Source organism: Hoyosella sp. YIM 151337 (assembly GCF_026041215.1).
Lineage (GTDB): Bacteria > Actinomycetota > Actinomycetes > Mycobacteriales > Mycobacteriaceae > Hoyosella.
The window spans coordinates 269,060-289,736 of record NZ_JAPEIQ010000021.1 but is presented as its reverse complement, the minus strand read 5'-3'; the positions used below and the strand labels follow the sequence as shown (position 1 = coordinate 289,736).

Here is a 20,677-nt window from a genome sequence, read left to right as displayed (position 1 = left end):
CCTACGGCTCGCCTCGGCGGTAAATACGCTCGTAGCGGGCCTTCTCGGCCGAGAATCTGGCCTGCTGGCGCGGGTTCTGAAGGTCCGTGGGTAAGCCGTGGCGCTCAAGGCGGCGTTTGCGATTAGGTTCCATGTACGCGGCTGAGTAGAACAGCGCGAGCAGCACGCCGAGCAGCACCACGGCACCACGAAGCGCGATTGGCCCGGGGAGCAGGAAGCCCGCCGCGAAGAGTGGCACGAACGGCACCATGCTGCGAATGAGGTGCCGGGGAACGGCACGGTCGCCGGTGAGGTCGTTGCGGACCCACTCACGCATCGATGGCGGCAAGGTGCGGCCGAAGCTGTAGCCGATCCATTGAAGGGGCCCGGGCCGGTAACTCGGCATCTGTGCTCGCGTCATTGCGTCAACGCTCCTGCTTGTAGTGCTGCAGTATTAACCCTGGTAAGTGCTGCGTGCAGTTCCTCGAGTTCCGACTCGGGAACGCCGAGGCGAGCCAGTATTGTCGGGGGAATTTTTTCCGCATCAGCGCGTAACTCCCGGCCCTTCTGCGTCAGGTTCACTTCAAGTTGCCGCTCATCTTCGGTGCTGCGCTGGCGGGTAATCAGTGCCGCGGATTCGAGGCGTTTGAGCAGCGGTGAGAGCGTAGTCGAATCGAGCTGGAGCGCTTGCCCGATGCTTTTGACCGATCGGGGAGATCGTTCCCAAAGGGCGAGCATGACGAGGTATTGCGGATGTGTGAGCCCCATTGGCTCGAGAAGTGGCCGGTACAGCCCGAGAATGCCACGGTTCGCGACCGCAAGGGCGAAGCACACCTGCCGTTCGAGGGCGAGTGGATCCGGCGAAGCAGGAGCGTTCATCGCTAGAGAATAGCGCACAATTAGATTGTGCACGATCTAATTGTGCGACAAGTAACTGGTGTCGTGTGAACTCCCCGCGGTCGGGTAGCCCCGACGTATGAAGTCACCAGTGCCCGATTACCTGGACGAAATTCTCGACACATACCGCTCCGACACAAGCGGTGAACTGAATAGCGAACTACCCGATGCCGATGCGGACTGTCTGGCCATCGCCATCACCAGCGTGGACGGCGTCACCTACTCGGCAGGTGACGCCGACGAGCGCTTTCCCATCGAATCGATGTCCAAACCGTTCACCTATGCGCTCGCGATGCATGACGTGGGTACCGACGCCGTCCACGAGAAAATTGGGGTTGAACCCTCTGGTGACGCGTTCAACGAGATCTCGCTCGAATCGTCAACGGGCCGACCCTTTAACGCAATGATCAACGCCGGTGCGATAGCGGCCCACTGCCTTGTTGACGGTGATGGATGTGATGAGCGGGCTGAACGGATCCGTGGGCACTTCAGTGAGCTCGCGGACCACGATCTTGAATTCGAAGAAGCAGCCGCGGAACCTCCCCATCGCAATCTCGCGATCGGACACATGCTGCGCACTGTCGACATGATCGACGACGACCCGGAAGACGTGGTTCGCGGTTACACACGGCAATGCGCGCTTGCGGTAACCACCCGTGACGTCTCGATCATGGCTTCGGTATTCGCGAATCGGGGGATTCATCCCGTGACCGGTGCTCACCTGCTCGAGCCCTCGTCCGTGCGCCACGTGCTCAGCGTCATGGCTACGTGCGGGATGTATGACGCTGCGGGTGACTGGATGACCTCAGTCGGAATCCCCGCGAAAAGTGGCATCTCAGGGGGGATTATGGGTGTTTTGCCCGGGCAGGTCGGTATCGCGGTTTTCTCGCCTCGTGTCGATAGCAGGGGGAATAGCGTTCGCGGCGTCGAATTGTTCGAGCACCTCTCCCGGGATATGGGGCTGCACCTGATGGAAACCCCACCCTTTGGTCAATCGTTGTTCCGCCGGGCCGAAATAAGGGACGGCGCTCACTACTACGAATTGCAGGGTGCGGTGCAATTCGCAGGTGTGGAGGCCTTAGCGCGCGAGGTCGAAAACCGTGACCAAGCGGAACTGCCGGTTGTCTTCGATCTGCTCAGTGTCACCGGGTTCAGTGACGTGTCTCAGCGCCTCCTCGGTGACGTCGTTCGCCGTCTGCGTGAAGACGACGATGTTCCTGTCGCGGTGGTGGACCCCGACGAGGTATTTCGTGAGCACGTTCCGGCTGGGGCGGCGGCTCCAACGATTGTTCGCTCTCTCGACGATGCCTACGACGCTTTGTGATGCGTTACGGAGGTGACGAGCGCCGCAGTGTGACGTAGCTTGCAAACTTCTTCAAAAACCCTTTACCGGAACATAACTTTCTAAGGGAATTCTTATAGCAATTGCCGGTTAAAGGAGTGTCGGATGCAAGCGTCAATGCCGCAGCAGGTTTCGCTGCCTGCACCGTCGGTGCGCGCATCAGCCGATGCAACTCCTGCCCCCGTTACCAAGGTCGCCAGTGCGCGTGTGGACTGGGTCGATCTCGCTAAAGGCCTCACCATCACGCTGGTGGTGCTCCTGCACGCCGTCGGAATGCTCGTCCGCAAAGACCTGACGCCCGAATTCTGGCGCGATATCAACGCGTTTCTGCAGCCCATTCGCATGCCACTCTTCTTCGCCGCGTCGGGACTATTTGCGCAAGGCATGATCGCCATGACGTGGCAGCGCATGCTGCGAAGCCGCGTCGCCCACTTGTTCTACCTGTACATGGTGTGGCTGCTGGTCTTCTTTGCGGTCCACAATGTATTGCCCGCAGAGGTCCGCCACGGCGGGTATGCGAAATTCGAGGCAGTTATCCGGGGCACCTACCTGCCGAGCAGTGCTCTGTGGTTCATTTACGGCCTGGCGGTTTTTGCGATCGTCGCGAAGCTGATCTCCCGGCTGCCTGTCTCCGTACAGTTTGGCCTGGCTGTCGCTCTGTCGGTGGCTGCGTATGGCCGGTACGGATTCTTCGCCGATCTCGGGTTCGGCTGGCGCAACATGGCAATGTACTTCGTGTACTTCCTGCTGGCTCTGCATGTGAAGGAACTCGTCATCGCGTTCAGCCGCCTCAGCAACGGCTGGCGGGTGCTCGCTGCAGTCGGCGCTTACCTCGCTGTGTACTTGCCAATCGTGAAGTTCTCAGTGTTCGAAATGCGTGAGCTGCGCCTGTTGGTGACCACGGTGGGGCTTGGGCTTGGAGTGCTTGTCGCGGCGTGGCTGGCTGGCACGTTCGCGGGCAGGGCATTCCAAAGCGTCGGGACCCGCACCCTGCCCGTGTACGTCATGATGGACATACTGATCGCAATTGTCGTGTATGTCCTCCTGCAGGTACCCGCATTCACAGCACTGCCGGGCGTAGGAGCTGTTCTGCCGATAGCGGTGACAGTCGCGGTCGTCCTCCTCGCGCTCAGTGCGCACAGGGTGCTCACCGCTGCACGTATGGACTTCCTTTTCGAGTTGCATCCCCGCGTGCGCGGAGTGCAGTCAGCGAAGAAGCCGGCGCGCGCCTAATCGTGAAGGATCAGGGCGGTGAGAGCGCCCATATTCTCCACAATCTGGTGTAGGCGGATTCGCTACCGCCAGTGACAAAAGGGTCGGATCTCCAGGGTGAGAGGTCTAGGCTCAGTGGGCTTCTTCCCACCGTGGGTGCCCATTCGGGTGCCAGCCTTTTGGAGGTTCCATGTATCCGCGCCGAGTGACTGCGGTTCTGCTCGCTGCAGCGTTCTCGCTCACTGCTGCACCGGCAGTCGCGAACGCCTACACCGCGTTTGATTACCTGCCCGCCGAAATTGCCGCGATGATTCCGAGTGGATCGGCTGATGCGGTGATCCCGCTCTTGCCCCCGCCACCTGCGCAGCCGCCAGCCTTCGTGATCCCTGAAGAGTGGACTGCCTGGTTTGCGCCAGCCCCGCCCGCACCGCAGAACTCGCCTGCGCCGCCGCGGAATGTCCAGTTCCAGAACTGCAAGGAGGCGTGGGATGCAGGCGTTGCACCGATTCGGCGCGGTGAACCGGGATACGCGCCGCACCTAGACCGTGACAACGACGGCATCGCGTGCGAAGTGCGGCCGAACTACTAAAACTGGATTAGATCTCCGCCCGGCGGGTACGCAGCGGCAAACAGTGGCCAGAATGAGCGCGGTGGCTGCGTGCCGCCGGAGGAGGCACCCATGTCGGCTAATGGTCCACGCAATGTGGCTCACAAATTGATCGCGGATCACCTCGTATCGGGCGAGATGGAGCCGGGCGCGGAAATAGCGCTGCACATCGATCAGACGCTCACGCAGGACGCTACCGGCACGCTCGTGATGCAGGAACTCGAGGCGCTTAGCCTGGAGCGTGCGCGAACCGAGGTGAGCGTTCAATACGTCGACCACAACCTCATCCAGGCGGACGAGAAAAACGCTGAAGACCACGAATTTCTGCGCACGTCCGCGCAGCGTTTTGGTTTGTGGTTCTCGAAGGCGGGCAATGGCGTCTCACACCCAACGCACATGCAGCGCTTTGGCGTGCCGGGTAAAACCCTCGTCGGGTCCGATTCGCATACACCCGCGGCCGGGTCGCTGGGCATGTTGGCCATCGGCGTGGGCGGCCTCGAAGTGGCGCTCGCTATCGCGGGTGAGCCGCTGTATCTGCGTATGCCCGAAATTTGGGGCGTCGAACTAACCGGAGAACTGCCGCCCTGGTGCTCGGCGAAAGATGTGATCCTCGAGATGCTGCGCCGGCACAGCGTCAAAGGCGGCCTCAATCGCATCATTGAGTATTACGGCCCGGGCTTGGCCAGCCTCAGCGCGATGGACCGGCACGTCATCGCCAACATGGGCGCGGAACTTGGTGCCACAACGACTGTTTTCCCGGCGGATGAGGCCGTTCGTGAGTTTCTTCGGATGGAAGACCGGGAGTCCGACTATGTGGAGTTGCTGCCCGACGAGGGCGCGACGTATGACGTGCACGAGCACATCGACCTGACGACGATAGAGCCGCTCATCGCGAAGCCTTCGTCGCCCGGCAATGTCGTTTCCGTACGGGAAGTCGCAGGTGAACCGGTAAGCCAGGTTGTCATCGGTTCCTCGGCCAATCCCGGTTTGCGTGACTTCGCGATCGCCGCGGCGATGGTGGCGGGCCGCCAGATCGACGCAGCGGTCAGTTTCGACATCAACCCGTCGTCGCGAGAGATTCTCACTGATCTGACGCGAATGGGGGCGACCGCCGAACTGATCATCGCTGGTGCCCGTATTCACCAGTCAGGGTGTATGGGCTGCATTGGAATGGGCCAGGCACCGGCTGTCGGACGCAACTCGCTGCGTACGTTTCCGCGCAATTTTCCGGGGCGCTCCGGAACCAAAGAAGATTCGGTGTGGCTTTGCTCGCCGGAAACTGCCGCGGCTTCTGCGCTGAGCGGCAAGATCACCGATCCACGTGACTGGGCGCGGGAAGCCGAGATGGACTACCCGAAGCTCGATTTGCCCGAACGGGCCGCAGTGAACACCGAGATGCTCGTGGCGCCGCTCGAACTCGAAGAGGCGCTGAAGGTAACACCCGTACGAGGAAAGAACATCAGCGCGCTCCCAGATTTCCCGGCGCTTCCCGAGCGGTTACGCGCGCCGGTGCTCCTTAAAGTGGGCGACAACATCTCAACGGACGAGATCTCGCCTGCAGGTGCGCGAGCACTGCCGTTTCGTTCGAACATCCCCAAACTGGCTGAGTTCACGTTTACTCAGGTGGACGAGTCCTATCCACAGCGGGCTGCGGAAACCGCTGGCGAGGAGGGGCATGTCATTGTCGGTGGCGACAACTATGGACAGGGCTCGTCTCGCGAGCACGCGGCAATCACACCGCGGCATCTCGGTTTGCGCGCGGTAATCGCACAGTCGTTTGCGCGCATTCACTGGCAGAATCTTGCGAACTTCGGGATCGTGCCGCTGGAATTCGCGGACGCGGACGATTATTCGCGGATCGAGGCGGATGATGTCGTTGTCATCGACGATTTACGCGGCGCATTGAAGGACGGGCGGGAACTCTCGGTTCGGGTCGAAAAAGCGAGCGGCGAAGAGGTGGAGATCTCTGTGCGGCACCGATTGTCGAAGCGGCAAGTGGATGGGATTCTCGCGGGTGGCCTGATTCCTGCGCTCGCGGAAGAAGCGGGCACAGCGGAGAAAGTGGACTGAACGTGGGTTAGCCGAGGTGTTCCTGCTCGGCCGTCGCTTTGAGCTTGGCGAGACCCTTTTCGAAGTCCTTGCCGATCATCTTGTCCATGCCCCCGAAAAGTGCCATGACCTTAGTAAAGATGGTTTTGTTTCCAGTCATGGTCCAGTCGACATGGCTGCCGCTGGGGTGCTCGCTGATCGTAAAGTTTGTCGTGTTCTCCGCCTTGAAGGGCTTCTCAAACGTCAGGAGGATGCGAACAGTTGCAGGCTCGGTCGCTTCGACGATTCGCATGTGTCCTTTTCCCGCCTTCTTGTTGCCGGACCACGCGTATTCCGCGCCCTCACCGGAATCAGCGCCAGCGTATTCGCGCTGCATATTAGGGTCGAGTTCCTCCCAGGGCGACCATTTGGGCCATTCTCTGAAATCGGCGAGCAGTGCGTAAACCGCGTTGGGTGGCGCGCTGACGGTGGTTGTCCGGGTCACGGTGAACGTGTCGGCGCTCATGGTGTCTCCTTGTCCGGCTGGCGATGCGGCAAGTGGCTGCTTGCGTCCAAATGTAGTGCGACGATGGTCGTGCAGCCTTCCTCACCGAATTATTCGCCAGTATTGGCATTTCACTAGATATCTGTAGAAAGGTGGAGAATCCGATGACGTCAGACGCAGCAGCGGTGCGCACTCTCCTGACAGATGCTTTCGGCCGCATTCGGGAATTGGTTGAGGATGTGACCAGTGATCTCAGTGACGCGGTGGCCACCTACCGGCCAGATGCGCAGGCTAACTCGATTTCCTGGCTGCTGTGGCACCTCTCGCGTGTCCAGGATGATCACATCGCGGGACTAGCGGACGCGCCACAGCGATACGTCAGCGAGGGGTGGGCAGAGAAATTTGACCTGCCTTTCGATCCTGGCGACATCGGCTATGGGCAGACCAGCACCGACGTCGGCAAGGTGAGGGCTGGTGCGCGGATGCTTGCTGACTATCACGCAGCAGTGCACGCGGCAACGATTGCGTACCTGGACACGCTCACGGCCGGTGAACTCGAACGAGTTGTCGACCGTTCGTGGGATCCGCCCGTGACCGTTGCAGTGCGGCTCGTGAGCGTTGAGGGTGACTGCCTGCAGCACCTCGGGCAGGCGGCGTATGTGAAGGGGATGGCGCAGCGCGCCGGAGTCGCGTAGACTCCGCATATACCCCAGGGGGTATTATCGCGAAGGGAGTTGGCTATGTGCTATCCAGTTGAGTGCCGCAGCTGCGGCAAAACGACGTGGTCAGGGTGCGGCATGCATGTCGACGACGTGATGCGGAACGTGCCCGCCGCGCAGCGATGCAGCGGGCATCCCAAAGAAGCGTCCGAGCGGGGCACCCTCCTATCGCGAATATTCGGTGGCCGCTGACGGTTCCGGCCGCGCCACGTCTGAGCGCCGTCCCACGACGATCAGCCCAGCTACCACAACAATCGCGCTGAGGAGCAAGGCTGCCCACCACGGCAGCCCGAGGCCGACGGGGAGCAGGCCAGAAACGAGCGCCACTCCGCCGGCGAACAGTGCGTACGGCAGCTGCGTCCGCACATGGTCAATCACGTCACATTGGGACGCTAGCGAGGAAATCACCGTCGTGTCAGAGATCGGCGAGCAATGGTCGCCCCACACCGCACCTGCGAGGATCGTCGAGACTGACGCGAAGAGAATCGGGTGTCCCTCGGCCGCGGCCAGGCCCTGAGCGTCAAGCACTGCCCACGCCACCGGAACTGCCAGCGGTGTGAGAATGCCCATCGTGCCCCAGCTCGTGCCGGTCGAGAAGGAAATCGCCGCCGCGATCACGAAGAGGACCGCGGGCAGGAGGAACAGCGGCATGGTGTCGCCCAGCGCGCCCGCGACGAACTCGGCGGTCCCCAACTCGCTGGTCAGCTGCGAAAGAGCCCAGGCGAGAGTGAGGATGATGATCACGTAGAGCACGGATTTTACGCCCGCGAACCACGCCATGATCACCTCGTCGAGTGTCAGAATTCCCTGGCCCACGCTCATCACCGCCGCGACGATGATCGCCAGCAGTGCTCCCCACAGCAGCGACGAGAATGGGTCGGCATCGCCGACAATCTCGATCGGTGAATTGCCCTCGCCGGTCGCGAACAGTCCGCCGATGGTCACCGCAACCAGCACGACAATCGGCACCACGGCATTGAGCAAGCGGCGCGGCGCCGCATCGGGCGGTGTCAGCTCGTCTTCCACTGGGCGAAGGCCTACCGCAGCGTCCTTCCGGGAAACCTCGCCCGTCGTACGAGCGCGGCGTTCCGCATGCAGCATCGGCCCGAAGTCGCGTCCAGTAAGTGAAACCGCGAAGACGAGCCCAATAGCAAGCAGTGGATAGAACGCGTACTTGAGCGACTCGACGAACACCGCGAAGCCGTTGACGGTGAGGTCAGTGTCTGCGATCGCATCGTCGATCAGCACGACCTGGAAACCAATCCACGTGGAGAGCAAGGCGAGCGTCGCTATCGGTGCCGCAGTGGAGTCCACGAGGTACGCGAGCTTCTCGCGGGAGACACGCAGACGGTCTGTAATCGGGCGCATCGTGTTACCGACGACCAGGGTGTTCGCGTAATCGTCGAAGAACACTGCGACGCCGAGTGTGCTCGTTGCGACCTGTCCGCGACGCGGTGTGGACGCCCACCTCGTCACAATTCGCACGATGCCATCCGTGCCGCCATTCTTGCGGAGGATGCCGACCAGTCCGCCGATCATCAGCGTGAACGTAATGATCATGACATGGTCGGGTTCAGCGATCGCGTCGACGACGTACACACCCGCCGAGTCCAGTAGCGAGGTCGCAATCGCCGGCGCGGTCAGCCCCTGGACAAGCCAGGCGCCAAGCCAGATTCCAACGAAGAGTGCGGGCAGTATCTGTCGCGTCACCAGTGCTAGCCCAATAGCCAAAAGGGGCGGAAGCAGCGACCACCAGCGGCCTGCCTCTGCGGCTGCGCCTCCGTCAGGTGTTGCCACCGTCGTCACGGTTTGGCTGAGCAGGATCCCAGCGAGGATCGCAACCACCGCGGAGACCAGGATTGTGGTGCCGCGACGGCGCTTCGGTTCCGCTGCTGGTGGCTGCGGTTCCGGGTGCGACGGTGGGACCGCCGAGTCCGGGAGCTGAGTCATGACACTCATGATGTCTGACGCGCATTCGTCATGCGCTGAGGTCCGCCAAATTGCGGGCACTGAAGTCAGTGGCTGCTGAACGAGGGGAGTATTCGGACTTCTAGCTGTATTTCAAGACCGCGATAGAAACACATATGCTTGTAGCCGTGCCACGCTACGACTTTCGGTGCCGCGAATGCGGCACGACGTTTGAAGTGAACCGGCCGATGGCGGACGCCTCCGACGACGCAGCTTGCCCGGCCGGTCACGACGACACCGTCAAACTGTTGTCGACGTTCGCAACGACACGCGCCGGCCAAAGCTCGGCTCCAGTTGCAGCGGCACCATCCCCGGGTGGTGGCTGCTGCGGCGGTGGGTGCTGCGGGGGGTAGCCCGCTCACATACGGAGGATGAACGCGCGCGAGCCCCGTGACACCCCGTTGACTTGGATTTCGATGAGGTGCACGCCTGGGTAGTACCGGCGGGTCGAAATGGGGCGGATCGAATGAGTGCGGCTGACGTGCCATGTTTCCGCTGGTGCTAGCGTGCGTGTCGCGAGCTTGAACACTTTGGGGGTGCGTGCTCCGTTGTTTTTTACGTGATGGATGACGTAGTCAACCGCGATTGACGCGGGCCCGGTGCTGTCGTTCGTGATGCTGAAGGCGAAATCGAGGGCGCCACCGAATGTGACAGCGGGAGTGCTCACGGAGAGATTGCTGACTGTCAGAGGTGTGTGCGGCGAGTATCCGAGCAGTTCGAGCGCATCGCCGTTACCGGCTTTGACGAGAGTGCGCAACGCGTGCCGCACGACGGTCCGAGTGGTGGCCTCAGGCTGGGCAAACCAGCGCTTGGCCACCTGCACCGCCACGTCAGGGTTGTCTTTGCTGACATCGTTGAGGTGATTCGCCACAGACCGCCGGACGTACTCGGAGCTGTCACGGTAGAGCGCATCGAGTATCCCGAGAGCGGGCCGGGGATCTGCGACGAGGGCGGGGATTCGCGGCGCCCACGGCAGCCTTGGCCGGGTGCCCTCGCTCGCGAGACGCCGCACATGCTCATCGGGATGCTGCGTCCACCCGCGCATGACTGCGAGGGCGCGCTCTAGGTCGGCATTGAGGAACCGGCGAACCGCCGTTTCGGCTGTGAGCCTGGGAGTGAGGGCGGCGAGCAGGTCAAGCGCGGACTCGAACTCATCCTCGCCGGCGACCGCGACCGCTTCGGTCACCGGCATGATCATCCAGCCAGTAAATTCGGGCTCCGCCAGTGCACCTTCGATGACCGCGCGGAACTCTGGGAATCTGGCAGGGAGATCCGAGACTAGTGCATCACGCACGAGCGCAACGCGTGCGCTAAACGATACGCCCGCAAGTGAACTCGCCGCGCGCAGTACCGAATCCGCCGCCGATCCAGCCTTGCTGAGGCATTGCGCGAGATCGTGCACCGCCTCTGTATTCAGCATCTCGTCGCTTTTGGGTGAGGCGCTTCCATCGCTGGATTCAGGTTTCACAGCCACCAGCGCCGCCGAAGCGGTCGGCTTACGGTCGGCTCCACCATTGTCGAAGCAGGCACTCTGCTCCGCCCGCGCATACCGCGCGAGGTTGATCGCGGCGTTAAGATCACGGTCGATACCGGTGATGTTCAACCCGCAGTGCTCGTTGTCGCAGACGTACAAACGGTCTGACAAGCTCAGTTTGGCTTTCACTGAACCGCAACCAGAACACGTCTTCGAGCTGGGATACCACCGGTCCGCCTTGACTAGTGCCGAGCTGTACCAGGTGGTTTTGTAGTCGAGCTGGCGGGAGAACGCACCCAGACCCGCGTCAGCGATCGAACGATTTAAGCCTTTCTTGCGGGCACCACCGGCGGCCATCATGTTCTTCACCGCGAGCGTCTCGGTGCCGATCACGTCGAACGACTGCGCCAGCAGCGTGGTCAGTTTGTGGAGGCGGTCCCGGCGCAGGTTCACCACCCGCACATGCTGGTCCGCGATCGCCTGCTGTGTGCGTCGCCAGGCGTTCGACGGCTCCCGCCTGGTTTCGGTTACCGCGTCCCACAGGCCTTGTTGGCGCGCTGCTTTTCGTTGCAACGCCCGCAGTTTCCGGGACGCGTGTGTGAACTCTTTCGGAGCCTGCACACGTAGAACCTCCCGCCCGTCTGGTGTGGCCACGACGATCAGGTCTTTCACACCAACATCGACCCCGACCACCGGTGCCAGGCGTTTGACGTGAGCCGGACGGCTGGCGGCACGCTCAACCACGCAGGCGAAACTCACCAGCCACCGCCCACGTTCGAACCGCACCGTAGCTTTCAAGATCCGGGCTGTGCGGTGTTCGAGGCGGCGGGCGAGTTTACGGGTCGACTCGTGCACCCGCAGCGTCCCGAGCCTCGGCAGTGTTACGTGATGCCGGTCCGGTTCGACGCGGATCGTGCCGGTGGTGAACGCGAAAGCCCTGGTCGAACGCTTCGACTTGAAGGACGGGAACCCAGCCCTCGGGCCTTTACGGGTGCCTTTGCGGGACTCGTCCCAGTTCTTCAGCGCTTCCGCGAGGTTCTTGCACGCGTTGGCGTATGCCTCCTTCGAGTTCTCTGCCCACCACGGGGTGCCGTCCTCGCGGACCGCTACCCGGTGTTTGCGGCGGTTGAAGTCGTTGCGCAGCGACTGGAACGACCACACCATGCTCGGGGTCAGATCAGCGTCGGTGATCCCGTACGACTTCTCCGCCTCACGTTGGGACAGGTTCGCTTTCACTGCTCGCAGCATCGTGTTGTACGCGAACCTGGCCCCACCGGCGTGTGACTCCAACGCAGCGGCCTGCGCATCGGTTGGGTCGAGCGCGTACTGATACGCCTGCAACACCCACCCTTCGGGAACCTCGAACTTCTCCGCCATCACGCCACCCGTCGGGAAGTGTCGTCAGCAGTCGCCGCGACCGCACGCTTGGCGCGGTGAGCGGCAGCGCGTTTGCCGTACAGGCGAGCGCACATCGACGTCAGAATTTCGGTCATATCCCGCACAAGGTCGTCGTCAACCTCGGACGAATCGACCACGACCAGCTCGCGGCCGTTCGCTGCGAGCGCGGCTTGGACGTACTCCGATCCGAACCGGCAGAACCGGTCGCGGTGTTCGACCACGATCCGCGTGACAGTCGGGTCGCGCAGCAAGGCGAGGAACTTTCGGCGGTGCCCGTTCAGCGCTGATCCGACCTCAATGACGACCTTGTCGACACCGATCTGCCCACTCGCAGCCCCGGCGATGATTCGTGCGACCTGACGATCGAGGCCGGCCTTTTGATCCGCTGACGATACCCGCGCATACACCGCTGTCCGGCCATGCGATTGCGTATTGGTGGTGGGATCGTCGACCAGGATCAGGCCGCGGACCTTGCGGGCCGGGACGGGGAGCGAGCCGGAGTGAAACCAGCGGTACGCGGTCACACGCGCAACACTGTTGCGCTGTGCCCACGTCGCTAAGTTCATGTGTTCGGTTGTACCGCACACCACTGACAAATTTGATCGCTCAAGCGCGTTAAAGACCACTATCGACCACTCGATCCGTAACAGTTAGCAACCCCTTTCGTCGTCACCTGCGTTGCGGTACGCGCTCGCGACTTAGCTCAAGGACGTGATTGATCCGCGGCCGTGTTCAGCACCCCGGCGATTTCCTCCGCGCGTGGCGTCGTGAGCGTGAATACCTGGCCCGCGGCGGTTGTCACGGCAACCGCGGGGCCGCGGCGAAGAATGAGGCCGTAATGCCCCTTTCCGCGCATGCGTAGCCCGTATCCGCCGTACTGTTTGCCGGGCGACACCGTCGTCACCTCCGCTTTGGCAATCTCAGTGATCGTGAGGGCGAACGCGGTCATGCCGGTGACTGTTGCGCGCAGTCCGGTGCCGTCAACGTCGATCCGCGCGCGCAGCATGGTGAACACCAAGAGCCCCACAGACCCGATGAGCAGCAGCGGCCATGCCGTCCGGCTCGCAACCGTCAGTAGCACCGCCAGCGCGGCGAGCGGGACAACGAGCACGATCTGCAGCCACATCGGGGAGGTCACCGTTTCCGAAAGAGGTACCACCGCTCGCCGGGGCAGATTCGCGGGCGGACGTTCGGTGGCGGCGGTGCGCAACCGGCCATCTGTGAGCCGCCGCGCGAGGACAAAGCCCGTCACGAACCCCAGGACGCCGAACAGTGCCGGCGGCCACTCGGCCAGCCGCGTATCGGCGGCATCGGTGAGGTCCAGCTGCGCGGCGAGGGCGCTGATCCACAGTGCAGCGAGGGCACCAGTCATGGTCAGTCCGATGACGAGCAAGATCTGCCGCAGCATAAGCAGCGATCGTGACAGCATCGCGACGAAGCCACAGCCGCCACCGACCGCGACAACCAGCACCGCCATCCTCCACGTGTTCGGCCACAAGTCACCGAACTGGTTGGGTGCGCCGCCCACACCCCAATGCTGCGCGATCGGGTCTGGGAGGCGCGGCTCCCACACTGCCGCTAAGGCGAGTATCAGTCCGCTCGCGAGCAGCGGCAGCACCACACCACCGGCTAGCCCGACCGGGTCGATACGCGGTGATTTCATGTAAGGGCCTCCGTAGTGCCACAAGCCGTCGTTGTTCTGAGAAGAATCTAGCGTCTGGCACTGCTGAGGCCGCTTGTACCGCAACAAAAACTTTCTGTTTCCGCAGGTTACCGCACCGCTCGTACGGTTGAGCTGATCCTGGAAGCAAGGAGAGAGGGGATGCTGTGACTACAGCGGAAGGAAAAGTTGTTCTCGTTGCAGGTGGCGCGAAAAACCTGGGGCGACTGGTGAGCACGACCTTCGCGAACGATGGTGCGCGAGCCGTTGTCATCCATCATCACAACGCTGAAACCGCCGACGCCGCCGCTGAGACGGCGGCGCAGGTAGAGGCGGCAGGGGCGAAGTCACTGCTCGTGGCGGGCGATCTGACTCGGCCAGCGAATGTCACGAAGCTTTTCGACGAGGCGATCGAAACCTTCGGCGGTGTGGACATCGCGGTGAACACGGTCGGCCGCGTTCTGCGTAAACCGATCGCGGAAACGACTGAGGCCGAATACGACTCGATGTTCGATGTCAATTCGAAGTCGGCGTTCTTCTTTATTAAGGAAGCTGGTTCGAGGCTCAGCGAGGGTGGCAAGATCATCACAGTCTTGACGTCGCTGTTGGCGGCATTCACCGATGGCTACTCGACGTACGCCGGCGGGAAGGCCCCGGTCGAGCACTTCTGCCGAGCAGCCGCAAAAGAGTTTGCACCGCAGGGCATCTCTGTGGTGAATGTGGCCCCTGGGCCTATGGACACACCGTTCTTCTACGGTCAGGAGACCCCCGAACGTGTGGCTTTCCACAAGTCACAGGCTATGGGCAACCAACTCACCCACATCGAAGACATCGTGCCGATAATCCGTTTCCTCGCAACGGACGGGTGGTGGATCACCGGCCAGACTATTTTCGCCAACGGTGGTTACACCACGCGATAGGCCAGGCTATTCGTGGCGGGCGGTGCGTACGGTGTCAAGAAATCGCTGGGCCCACTGAGAAAGGCCCGCGCGCAGCCACACCGCCTCGAGGGGCGCGTACACCGGTGGCTCGAGAGTGATGACGCGGACCGCACCATCGAGGGCCATCCCGGCGGGATCTGTGACGAAAGCGACGCGCTTATTGCCCGCTACGGACGTCACCGGTGGCAGGCCCTGGTTCGGCGACACAGCGACGTTCGGTTCGAACCCGGATGACCGGCACAGCGACGTCAGAAACGACGTGTATCCGGAGGTGCCAGGGCTTGCCCACACGACGATCTCGTACTGGGCCAGATCGGGCAGGGCTATGTAACTCTTTGATGCAAGAGGATGTTCGGCGTTCACAGCCACACGAAGGCGATCAAAACTGACAGGCGTCGTAGCGAACGCAGCGGTATCGCCACCCAGGCGGGGAGCTACCCGCACAAGTGCGATGTTGGCGCGGCCGCTCGTGAGGATGCTGCTGAGTTCGCGCGGATAGAACTTCTCCAGGACAACCGTCGCGTCTGGTTGGGCTGTGCGGAAATCCGCGAGCAGCCGGTAAATCTCTTCGGCGGCGATCGCCGGGGAATGGGCGAGGACGAGTCTGCCGCTCGCATCGCTGCCAGCCGTCGCGACTTTGCGCTCGACGGCCGCGGCCGACGCCAGGAGTGGCACCGCCTCCGCAAGGAGCACCGCGCCAGCAGGTGTCAGCCGAAGCTGCCTCGGCGTGCGATCGATGAGGCGGACGCCGAGGTGACGTTCGAGTTCATTGAGTGATGCGCTGAGCGCCTGCTGAGTAACGTGCAGACGCTCAGCGGCCCGAGTTACGTTGAGCTCCTTGGCAATTGCAACAAATGCCGCGACACGGCGCAGGTCCAGCGTCATAGGCTCATCGTAGTGCAGGGCGGCTTTCACCGGTCGCGTGTCGGTCGTCCCGCAAGCAGCCAGGCGACACCGCCTGCGAGTGGCAGGATCGCCACGAGGAGAATCCAGGCCGGTTTCGGCATGTTGCGTACCCGATAGTCGTCGGTGGTGATCACGTCTATCAGGCAAATGATCCACACAGCGGTCACGATCAGCACCAAATACGGCACGCGCCCTCCTTTTCCTCCCTCGCGTGAACCACGTGATCACACCACGGAGACGTGGGCCAGGCAAACTATGCCGCGCGGTGGTCCCTGTTCTCCACGTGAATGCGCCACAGGTTGTCGAGGAACAGATGCACTGAGTCGAGGATCCGGATCGTGCGCACCGACGGAATCATGTCGAAAGCATGCTGTCCGCCGGGCAGTTCCGCGTAGTACACCGGCTGTGTGGAGGTAGTGCTGAGTTTACGGACGAACCGGCGGGCTTCGTCCACGGTGATGAGGGAGTCGTTCACGCCGTGCACAACGAAAAACGGTGGGGCACCGGTTGTGATCCGGTGGACTGGCGACGCTGCCCGGAATGGCTCTGGATCCGCTGACCGCCGCTTCTTGAAAACGATCCGCTGCACGAGCCAGCGGACGCCGCGGGACAGCACGCGTTCGTCGTCGATGAAGTCGTAGACGCCGTAGAAGGGAACGCAGGCCGCGATGGACGTATCGGCGTCTTCGAATCCTGGCTGCAGAGCGGGATCGTTCGCAGTGAGGGCGGCGAGGGCGCTGAGGTGCCCGCCAGCGGAACCGCCAGTGATGGCGATGAATTCTGGGTCGATGCCAAAGTCGGCTGCGTGGTCCCGGATATAGGCGATCGCGCGTTTCACATCGACGATGTGGTCGGGCCAGGTGGCTCGCGGGCTGAGGCGGTAGTCGATGTTGACGCCGACCCACCCGTTCGCAGCGAGGTGCCCGAGCAGCGGCATCCCTTGCTCTTTGCGTGACCCTGTGGTCCAGCCGCCGCCGTGGACGTTGATGATCGCGGGCCGTGGCGCAGCGTATTCCTTCTTTGGCATGGTGACGTCGAGCTTCAGCCGCAGCTTTCCGGCGCGGTGATAGGTGATGCCGTGGTGCCGGACGAGGTCACGTCGCCACCAGGCAAGGAATGGCAGAAGCACATGGGACCGTGGATAACGGTGGCGCTCTTCGACGAATCGCCCTGGCAGGGGTGGAACCACTGTGACGGGCATGATGATTGCGCGAATGCCCGGGATGAGAATCAGCGCCGTCCCGGCGACAAGCAGGAGCGCGCCCGCCAAACCAGTGGGAGAGCCTAGTGCGCCGTTCCACACGAGTAGCGCACCGGCTATCACGAACACGCTCGCAAAGTGAAGCGCGAGTTCGGTGACGAGCCACGCGAGCGGCCAGCTCACCGCGATTCCCCGGCCGGTGGTGCGCGGCCAGTACGAATTGACCGCCAGCACAAGGGACAGTGCGCCTAGGGTGAGGAGCAGAACTGATGCCACGGTAACGTCGAACCTCCGGCTCTCGAATGCTGGCCAGGTGGGCGGGCGCTAGAGCGCTCGCCACACAAGCCGGGTCATTGCGCCTGTGACAGACCGCAGCGGGTCGTGCTGCGGAAGCCTATCGCTGGCCTCGGGTGCGGTTTCCGGTGTCGCCTGAAAGGACGCCAGGTGGCTGACTGCGAGGCTGGTGCGTGGTGCGATCGACTGGGCGAACTGCAGTAGCTGCCCGGCGGGGACGCTAATGGTATCGCCGCCCTTTTCCAGCGCGCGCACAATGAGGCTTGCGGCCTGTTCAGGAGCGAGCCGGGGGATCTGCCGGTTCGCCGCTTCGCTGGGCGCGATCATGTCGGTGGCCACCAGCGGCATCCGCACCGAAGTGAAGCTGATGCCGTCCGCGAGAAGATCTCTGCCCGCGATCCGCCCGAATTCTTCCAGCGCGGCTTTCGACGCGAGATAGGCCGAGTACCGCGGTGGATGTCCCTCTAGCCCTTGCGTTGTCACGTTGACGATGCGCCCGAATCGCCGTTCGATCATGGCGGGCAGCAGCGCCAGCGTGAGCCGGACGGCCGCAAAGTAGTTCAGCGCCATCGTGCGCTCGTAGTCGTGAAAACGATCGGTCGACAACTGGACGGAACGGCGGATCGAACGGCCCGCGTTGTTCACCAGCATGTCGATAGCGCCGTGCTCGTGCAGTACCTGTTTGGCGAGGTCTTCGATCGCGTCACCGTCAGTAAGATCACAGGGGTATGCGGCGGCCGCGCCGCCCTCAGCCTCGATGGTGTGGCGCAGTGCCTCCAGTTCGTCGGCCCGGCGCGCGACCAGGACGACAGTGGCACCTCGGCGTGCGGCACGGAGCGCGGTCGCCCGCCCGATGCCGGAAGAAGCGCCCGTGATCAAGATCGTTCGTCCCGCAAGCCGGTCGCGGTGGCGGGCGCGGGCGCGGTCAGGGTCGAGATTCGCTGCCCAGTACGCGTAGAGCGCCGGTGCATAGGTGTACAGATCTGGTGCGACAACTCCCCTGCCCCTGAGCCGTTCGCGCGTGGCTTTGGTGTCGAACCGGACGTTCGAAAACAGATGGGGAACGACTTCTGGCGGCACTCCGATTTCCGTCAAGACCGTTGTAAGGAGTTCGCTGCTGCGGGAATGCCGGCCCGAACGTGCGAGACGCTTGCTGGTGTTGCGCAGCACACGGGCAGCGGCGTTGTTCACCGGCCCCGGCGCACCCAGCCGAATGCGTGGTGCTCCAGCGGCTTTCGCGAACGCGTTGAAGACCTCGGTGGTTGATTGCGGATGCCTCGCACCTAGGTGATATGTGGTTCCGGCGGCATCGTCAAGGTGGGCGAGGTGATCGATTGCGGACGCGACATAGTCGACGGGGACAACGCTGGTGACACCGACCCGTGGTGCTGCGATGGGGAGGATGGCGGGCAGCCGGGCGAGCCGCGCGAAGATGGGGAAGAGGTAATACGGGCCGTCAATCTTGTCCATCTCGCCGGTACGCGAGTCACCCACGACGACAGCTGGCCGGTACACGCGGTAGGGTACCGAAGTTTGCCCGCGAACAAGTCGCTCGGATTCGAACTTCGTCGCATGGTAGGACGAGGGAAACGATTGGCCGACCTCGAAATCGCTTTCCCGGAAGGTGCCCTGGTGGTCACCCGCAACCGCGATCGACGAGACGTGGTGGAAGCACCGAGTGTTGTTGAGTTTGGCAAAAGCGAGTGCGTGCCGCGTCCCATCGACGTTCGCTGCGCGGTTCCTCTCCTCCGGTGCGGTCATGTCGTACACAGCGCCGAGGTGAAAGACGTGGTCGAACCGGGGCAGTTTCTCGGGATGCTCGACCCCGAGCCCCGGGTTCGTGAGATCGCCCAGTACGGGGGTGATGTGGCCGGACTGCGGCCAATGCGCGCGCAGCTCGGTGAGGCGATCGACGGAATGGCCGCGGACGAGGACGTGGACGTGGGCATTCGGCCGGTCGAGCAGCCGCGCGATTAGCCTGCGCCCGATGAAGCCGGTGCCGCCCGTGACGAGATAGTTGGTCATCGCAGTCTCCGTTGGTGCGATCCGTGTTGTCTCACCAACATAGGTGAGACATCGTGTCTCGGCAATAGTCCCGGGCGGCTTCGGCTATTGGCCGGGTCCCGCGGGCGGCGGCTCAGCCGAGTCGCGCACCCTCGTGGTGCTGAGGATTTGCGTGGCACGAGTGCGGTGTTCGACCGCCTTGCGCTCGTAAATCTCGGCCATGTGCAGGTGGTAGGCGGGGTCGTTCTTCTCGAAGATATCGGGAATGCCGTCCTGGTCGAGGTCGGCCGTTTCTCCGGTGTAGACCTGCCGGTAGTGTCGAGAACGCATTCGAAGCAGCATCGCGGAGAACAGCATCGCTATGGCGGTACCTACCAGCACGGACGCCTTTACTGGCTCCGCGAGTTCGTTACCGGCAAACGAAAGCTCGCCGATGAGCAGCGACACGGTGAAGCCAATGCCCGCAAGTGCTGCGACCGCGAACACGTCGGGCCACTTCAGTTCCGGACTCAGCTCTGCCTTCGTCAGTTTGACGGTGAGCCAGGCGCCCAGAAAGACGCCGATCGCCTTGCCCGCGAACAGGCCCAGCACCACGCCGAGTGTCTCCGGCCGTGTGGAGATGTCGCGGAGCGCTTCACCAGAGACCGCCACACCGGCCGCAAAGAACGCAAACAATGGTGCTGCCAATCCGGCCGATATCGGGCGTACGAGGTGCTCGACGTGCTCGCCCTGGGAATGCCTCTCGCCCGGCAGTCTCTTGCAGCGCAGCAGAAGACCCATCGCTACTCCGGCGATAGTTGCGTGTATTCCGCTGGTATGCGCCAGCGCCCAGATGATCGCCGCAAGCGGTACGTAGATGTACCAGCCGGTGATGCCGCGGCGCAGCAGGTAGCGGAATAGCGCGAGCCCCGCGATCGCCCCAGCAAGTGCCCACAAGTTGAGCGACGACGTGTAGAAGATCGCGATGATGATGATCGCGAGCAGGTCGTCGACCACCGCCAATGTGAGCAGGAACGCCCGCAGTGCAGTGGGCAGAGCGGTGCCAAGCACCGCGAGCACTCCGAGTGCGAACGCGATATCGGTAGCCATCGGGATTGCCCAGCCGCCGAGGTCGCCGCGCCCGCCCGCATTGAAGCCCACGTAAATGAGGGCGGGCACGACCATTCCGCCCACCGCGGCGGCGATCGGCAGTGCCGCCGCCTTCGGGTCGCGCAGTTCGCCATCGACGAACTCACGCTTCAGCTCGACGCCCGCTACGAAGAAGAAGATAGTCAGCAGACCATCCTTCGCCCAGTCCGCGGCCGATAGGTGGAGGTGCAAGAACTCAGGGCCGAAGTGGAAGTCCCTGATCGCGGCGTAAACGTCGGTGAGGGGACTATTCGCCAGCAGTAACGCAACAGTGGCTGCGAAAAGCAGTGCGAAGCCACCGACAGTTTCGGTTCGAAGGATGTCTGCGAGGGTTCGGCGCTCCCGTAACCCGACGGTATGCAGGTATTCCCCCGGATCCTTTTCGTAGACGGACACGGCAGATCTCCAACTGAG

The 20,677-nt window shown here is 62.8% G+C and carries 19 protein-coding genes; 7 read left to right on the top strand and 12 right to left on the bottom strand.

The annotated features are described in order from the left end of the window. Position 1 precedes the first annotated feature (1 nt). Both ONR57_RS10870 and ONR57_RS10865 read right to left on the bottom strand, forming a co-directional pair. A complete protein-coding gene (locus ONR57_RS10870; protein WP_265123367.1) occupies positions 2-400 on the bottom strand; it encodes a DUF5313 domain-containing protein in 399 nt (132 codons plus the stop codon). Further along, positions 397-858, bottom strand: a complete 462-nt coding sequence (locus ONR57_RS10865) for a MarR family winged helix-turn-helix transcriptional regulator (protein ID WP_265123366.1) — start codon at positions 856-858, stop codon at positions 397-399. Before ONR57_RS10865 ends, ONR57_RS10870 begins: the two co-directional genes overlap by 4 nt. A 97-nt stretch (positions 859-955) precedes the next feature. Here ONR57_RS10865 and glsA point away from each other — a divergent pair, with 97 nt between their 5' ends. From glsA to ONR57_RS10845, 4 genes are all read left to right on the top strand, one after another. Further along, a complete protein-coding gene (gene glsA / locus ONR57_RS10860; protein ID WP_265123365.1) occupies positions 956-2,200 on the top strand; it encodes a glutaminase A in 1,245 nt (414 codons plus the stop codon). Between the two features lie 123 nt (positions 2,201-2,323). Continuing rightward, a complete protein-coding gene (locus tag ONR57_RS10855; RefSeq protein ID WP_265123364.1) occupies positions 2,324-3,451 on the top strand; it encodes an acyltransferase family protein in 1,128 nt (375 codons plus the stop codon). A gap of 169 nt (positions 3,452-3,620) precedes the next feature. Next, a complete protein-coding gene (locus tag ONR57_RS10850; protein ID WP_265123363.1) occupies positions 3,621-4,019 on the top strand; it encodes an excalibur calcium-binding domain-containing protein in 399 nt (132 codons plus the stop codon). Positions 4,020-4,109: 90 nt separating this feature from the next. Beyond that, positions 4,110-6,107 carry an aconitate hydratase gene (locus tag ONR57_RS10845; protein ID WP_265123362.1) on the top strand — a complete coding sequence of 666 codons (1,998 nt, stop codon included), beginning with the start codon at positions 4,110-4,112 and terminating at the stop codon, positions 6,105-6,107. A gap of 7 nt (positions 6,108-6,114) precedes the next feature. On the opposite strand, the gene ONR57_RS10840 is transcribed toward ONR57_RS10845, so the two are convergent. Further along, positions 6,115-6,591 carry an SRPBCC family protein gene (locus tag ONR57_RS10840; RefSeq protein ID WP_265123361.1) on the bottom strand — a complete coding sequence of 159 codons (477 nt, stop codon included), beginning with the start codon at positions 6,589-6,591 and terminating at the stop codon, positions 6,115-6,117. Positions 6,592-6,734: 143 nt separating this feature from the next. On the opposite strand from ONR57_RS10840, the gene ONR57_RS10835 reads away from it, so the two are divergent. Then, positions 6,735-7,265 (top strand): DUF664 domain-containing protein, encoded by a 531-nt coding sequence (locus ONR57_RS10835; RefSeq protein WP_265123360.1) that lies wholly within the window; start codon positions 6,735-6,737, stop codon positions 7,263-7,265. Positions 7,266-7,454: 189 nt separating this feature from the next. Here the strand turns inward: ONR57_RS10835 and ONR57_RS10830 are convergent, their stop codons facing one another. After that, positions 7,455-9,239 (bottom strand): Na+/H+ antiporter NhaC family protein, encoded by a 1,785-nt coding sequence (locus tag ONR57_RS10830; protein ID WP_265123359.1) that lies wholly within the window; start codon positions 9,237-9,239, stop codon positions 7,455-7,457. Between the two features lie 134 nt (positions 9,240-9,373). Between ONR57_RS10830 and ONR57_RS10825 the strand changes: the two genes are divergently transcribed. After that, positions 9,374-9,610, top strand: a complete 237-nt coding sequence (locus ONR57_RS10825) for a zinc ribbon domain-containing protein (RefSeq protein WP_265123357.1) — start codon at positions 9,374-9,376, stop codon at positions 9,608-9,610. A gap of 5 nt (positions 9,611-9,615) precedes the next feature. On the opposite strand, the gene tnpB is transcribed toward ONR57_RS10825, so the two are convergent. The 3 genes from tnpB to ONR57_RS10810 all read right to left on the bottom strand — a co-directional run bounded on the left by tnpB (position 9,616) and on the right by ONR57_RS10810 (position 13,792). Further along, on the bottom strand, positions 9,616-12,108 hold the full coding sequence (gene tnpB, locus ONR57_RS10820; protein ID WP_265123356.1) for an IS607 family element RNA-guided endonuclease TnpB: 2,493 nt from the start codon (positions 12,106-12,108) through the stop codon (positions 9,616-9,618). Next, positions 12,108-12,695, bottom strand: coding sequence for an IS607 family transposase (locus tag ONR57_RS10815; RefSeq protein WP_265123355.1), 588 nt, complete (start codon positions 12,693-12,695; stop codon positions 12,108-12,110). The genes tnpB and ONR57_RS10815 overlap by 1 nt, the downstream gene beginning before the upstream one ends. Positions 12,696-12,832: 137 nt before the next feature. Continuing rightward, positions 12,833-13,792, bottom strand: a complete 960-nt coding sequence (locus tag ONR57_RS10810) for a DUF1648 domain-containing protein (RefSeq protein WP_265123354.1) — start codon at positions 13,790-13,792, stop codon at positions 12,833-12,835. A gap of 164 nt (positions 13,793-13,956) precedes the next feature. On the opposite strand from ONR57_RS10810, the gene ONR57_RS10805 reads away from it, so the two are divergent. Further along, entirely contained in the window at positions 13,957-14,709 is a 753-nt protein-coding gene (locus ONR57_RS10805; RefSeq protein WP_265123353.1) for an SDR family oxidoreductase, read from the top strand. A 6-nt stretch (positions 14,710-14,715) separates the two neighbouring features. On the opposite strand, the gene ONR57_RS10800 is transcribed toward ONR57_RS10805, so the two are convergent. The 5 genes from ONR57_RS10800 to nhaA all read right to left on the bottom strand — a co-directional run bounded on the left by ONR57_RS10800 (position 14,716) and on the right by nhaA (position 20,659). Then, on the bottom strand, positions 14,716-15,615 hold the full coding sequence (locus tag ONR57_RS10800) for a LysR family transcriptional regulator (protein WP_265123351.1): 900 nt from the start codon (positions 15,613-15,615) through the stop codon (positions 14,716-14,718). Positions 15,616-15,641: 26 nt separating this feature from the next. Further along, positions 15,642-15,824 carry a PLD nuclease N-terminal domain-containing protein gene (locus ONR57_RS10795; RefSeq protein ID WP_265123350.1) on the bottom strand — a complete coding sequence of 61 codons (183 nt, stop codon included), beginning with the start codon at positions 15,822-15,824 and terminating at the stop codon, positions 15,642-15,644. A 65-nt stretch (positions 15,825-15,889) separates the two neighbouring features. Further along, a complete protein-coding gene (locus tag ONR57_RS10790) occupies positions 15,890-17,113 on the bottom strand; it encodes an alpha/beta hydrolase (RefSeq protein WP_265123349.1) in 1,224 nt (407 codons plus the stop codon). A 48-nt stretch (positions 17,114-17,161) separates the two neighbouring features. Next, positions 17,162-19,156 carry an SDR family oxidoreductase gene (locus ONR57_RS10785; RefSeq protein WP_265123347.1) on the bottom strand — a complete coding sequence of 665 codons (1,995 nt, stop codon included), beginning with the start codon at positions 19,154-19,156 and terminating at the stop codon, positions 17,162-17,164. Positions 19,157-19,240: 84 nt separating this feature from the next. After that, positions 19,241-20,659, bottom strand: coding sequence for a Na+/H+ antiporter NhaA (gene nhaA, locus ONR57_RS10780; RefSeq protein WP_265123346.1), 1,419 nt, complete (start codon positions 20,657-20,659; stop codon positions 19,241-19,243). Positions 20,660-20,677: the final 18 nt, after the last annotated feature.